Annotated in this window: 4 protein-coding genes; all 4 read right to left on the bottom strand. The window is 58.4% G+C overall.

Annotated features, from left to right (window positions below):
* Positions 1-755 precede the first annotated feature (755 nt).
* Positions 756-935 carry a KOW motif-containing protein gene (locus IEX97_RS14040; RefSeq protein ID WP_373289461.1) on the bottom strand — a complete coding sequence of 60 codons (180 nt, stop codon included), beginning with the start codon at positions 933-935 and terminating at the stop codon, positions 756-758.
* 247 nt (positions 936-1182) lie between these two features.
* Entirely contained in the window at positions 1183-1461 is a 279-nt protein-coding gene (locus IEX97_RS12770; RefSeq protein WP_188883493.1) for an AbrB/MazE/SpoVT family DNA-binding domain-containing protein, read from the bottom strand.
* A gap of 117 nt (positions 1462-1578) precedes the next feature.
* Positions 1579-2388, bottom strand: coding sequence for a hypothetical protein (locus IEX97_RS12765; RefSeq protein ID WP_188883492.1), 810 nt, complete (start codon positions 2386-2388; stop codon positions 1579-1581).
* Positions 2381-2728: a gamma-glutamylcyclotransferase gene (locus IEX97_RS12760; protein WP_188883491.1), complete on the bottom strand. Its 348-nt coding sequence runs from the start codon at positions 2726-2728 to the stop codon at positions 2381-2383. The genes IEX97_RS12765 and IEX97_RS12760 overlap by 8 nt, the downstream gene beginning before the upstream one ends.
* Between the last annotated feature and the right edge of the window lie 462 nt (positions 2729-3190).

Here is a 3190-nt window from a genome sequence, read left to right as displayed (position 1 = left end):
GCCACCGAATCCGTCAGTTTCTGGACAACAAACGCCGTCAACTTATGGCCATTATACGCTGGCTGTAACACCATTAGCAGTCTCCCTGATTGAGAAAGTTAACCGCTTACTATATTACCCATCTTCCGCGCCCATCGTCACGTTCTGTGCCTGGTAACCCTTCTGTCAACATCCAAGCACCTTTAGGCTATCGTCACAAAGGATACGTACGATCTCTCGCAGGCCGTACTTTGATCCACGCATACATGCATGCGGTCCTGTGAACACCGGCAGACGCACCTCAAGCCAATAACTTGCAACCCGCTGTTTCTGCGCCAGCGCCTCACGATTAGACGTGCACGACTGCACCCACTTCATGGCGCTGTCGCTTACTGCCTTCTTGCACACCGTGGCAAGCGGCTTCCCATTGGCGCGTACCACTGTCACCCGTACCAGATGATCTGCTCCAGTCACACCCCATCTCGCTCCATGCGCGAGCGTCAAATCCCGCCCATCTTGCATTCCCTCCACGGCTCCCCCATACTCATGCCCGAGTTCGACAGTTGGTAGTCATACAAGGCCCCACGAATCCCGACGGCCATTGGGTTCGTGGGGGCTGTGGATAACTCGTGTAGTGACTACATCCCGAGCGGCGTGAACGGCGTGTCCAACGTCATCTGCAACACCCGCCGCGGTTCGGCAATGCCCAGCGCGGCGAACATCACACGTTGTTCCTCCGTCGTTCAACCATTCATCCTTCGCCAACTCCTTTGCGGTCAGCGTATCGTCCGCGGTTCCGATCTCGGCTTAATCTCACTCTCGCAAACATGAATATGCTTCCCGTTTTCGAGTCGAATCGTATAGGTCCAGCCAAAACGAAACGTATTTTTCGCCTCGACGATTACGCCTTCTTTACCTTTGTGACGACCGAAGGTGACTTCGACATATTCGCCCATCTGGTAACGATTCAATTCGAGTCGCACTCCCTGGGAGCGTGTCTGAGTAATCAAATTTAACGCATGTTCATGCGAAACGCTGAGTAAAAACAGCAATGATATGCAGTTCTATGAGCATTTTATACAGGAAAATCGAATACTCGGACACGCTCCTAGCACACATGATAATCGTATGCGTCAAATTGCCGACACCCGCTCAAACAGACTCCAGATATGCGAACGGGCACCCTTTCACCCACATATTGCGCTAACGCGCTCGCTTAGATTTCTTCCACGATTCAGGGATGCCCTCTCCTAACTCCTCCCGGCATTTCCCGCAAACCATCTTTCCACTAAACTCCATCAAATCCTCCGTCTCCCCACAAAACACACACCCCGGCATGTACTTCCGCAGGATGATGTATTCCCCGTCCACGAATATCTCCAGGCCGTCGCCTTTCTCAATCTCCATCGTCCGCCGCAACTCCATCGGCAGCACGATCCGGCCCAACTCGTCCAGCTTTCGCACCACGCCTGTCGACCTCATGACCTGTCTCCCTGCCTCTCGTGGTCTCGTTCCGTCTGCGAGCTCCGAATCAACGATTACAACAAATGACGGTTCCACCGTTATTTTTGTTGCGATTGTCATTTCGACGGGCACGAGTTAATCGGTTTTCAGCCCCTTTTCCGCGATCTCCTTCCGCAACTCCTTCAGCCAATCCTTCTCTGTCCCATCGGCCTCGAACAGCGCCTGCGCCGTGTACGGCGGGATGTAGACCATGTCCGCGTCGATCCGCACGTACCGGTCCGCCGCAGGCTTCTCCCGCTTCGGCCGCGGATAGAAGTCCGTGCAGCACCGCCCAATCGGCGCGTCCTCCCCGGTGCGCTGGTAGTACGCCGTGCACAGGCCGCCCCGCTCGTCCCGTATGAAGTACCGGCAGCTCCCGCAGTGGCCCTGTTGCGCCTTGCGCAGCGCCGCGTCGCCGCGCAACACGAACACGTCCGCGCGCTCCATCACGATCAGCGCTTCGTTCTGAATGAGCGACTGGATGAGCGTCCGGTCGTTGAACAGGCTCCACTCCACCGGTTCCTCGTCGCTCCACTCCATGTCTTCGTACTCCGCGGCTTCCTCGGGATCGGCGTAAGGCGGCGGTTCGGTGTTGTCGAGCAGTTTCACCGGTCCGTACATGATCCGCGACCGGACGCCCTGCATCGTGAGGGCATGGTGCAGGGGCTTCACAATCTCCAGCCGCATCAGCGCCCGCGTTACCTCGTCGTCGGTGTCGAAGTAGGGGTACTCCATCACGTACGTCAGGATCCCGGCGAGACAGTGCGTCTCCGCCGCCTCGCGGTCGAGGTACTTCACCAGAAACTCCTTCGTCGGCGTTTGGTCTTCGCGAAGCGGTGTCCAGAACTTCTCCCGCCACGCCGTATCAAACGTCCCGTCCAAAATCCGCGCCAGCACATCAGACACAACGCATCAACTCCTCTCGCGCCATGAGCGCCAGGATATGCTCCTCAACCTTCTTGCGGTAAGCGGGGTTGGCGATGCCGTCGAGGATGAGCCGCGCGTACTCCCACGACGGGGCCGCCTCGTTCGGCAGCGGGCGAACCAACTGGTACGTCTCCGCCATGACCCACCGTCCGTCCGCTTTCACCTTGACCGGGATCCGGGCGTAGAAGCGCGGCGCGCCCTCGCGGCGGTCGAGCGCAATCATCTCTTCATCCGGGACATCCCACAGCACACCGCGCACCGCGCCGCCGCGGCCGCCCTCGATGTTCGCCACCCCGCCCTGGCGCGCGGCGCCGGACATAACTGAACCGCCCCAGCGGCGGCAGCGCCCCGTGTATCCGACCGACACACGCCTCGCAATGTCGTCGCATGACGCTCGTGTGCACGGCGGGCCTTGGCTTTCCGTACCTCCGCCCGAACCGCGATCATCTCGATAAGTTTTGTTTTGATGGTGGTGACCATGTCGAGCAACTCGTTTCTTAAGAGAACTGGTTGCGGGAATGGTCACTGCCCTGGCGAAAAGGTTGAAGTGCTGCGGGAGAAGTCCCAATGCATCACCCGGACGGATGCCCGTGTTCAAGTGCAGGAGCATCAAGACACTTCGTCCCGCAAGTCCGCATATGTGCTTTGGTCAGGGAGTTCGAGCAGGCGCTTGAGGGCGTTCGCATCCACGTTACGGCAGATTCCTTCATCTCAAGTTTGACAGTTAGACCCCCTGGGTCGAGGGTACGAACCGCGCTACGGCGCGGTTTTTTCGCCGTTC

This window comes from Paenalicyclobacillus cellulosilyticus, assembly GCF_014647315.1.
GTDB lineage: Bacteria > Bacillota > Bacilli > Alicyclobacillales > Alicyclobacillaceae > Alicyclobacillus_J > Alicyclobacillus_J cellulosilyticus.
This window is presented reverse-complemented; position numbering and strand designations above follow the sequence as displayed.

What these genes read in the sequence shown, in the direction of transcription:
- IEX97_RS14040 (WP_373289461.1), bottom strand. Translation starts at nt 935, where the DNA reads ATGGGCGAATATGTCGAAGTCACCTTCGGTCGTCACAAAGGTAAAGAA.
- IEX97_RS12760 (WP_188883491.1), bottom strand. Translation starts at nt 2,728, where the DNA reads ATGTCCGGCGCCGCGCGCCAGGGCGGGGTGGCGAACATCGAGGGCGGC.
- IEX97_RS12770 (WP_188883493.1), bottom strand. Translation starts at nt 1,461, where the DNA reads ATGAGGTCGACAGGCGTGGTGCGAAAGCTGGACGAGTTGGGCCGGATC.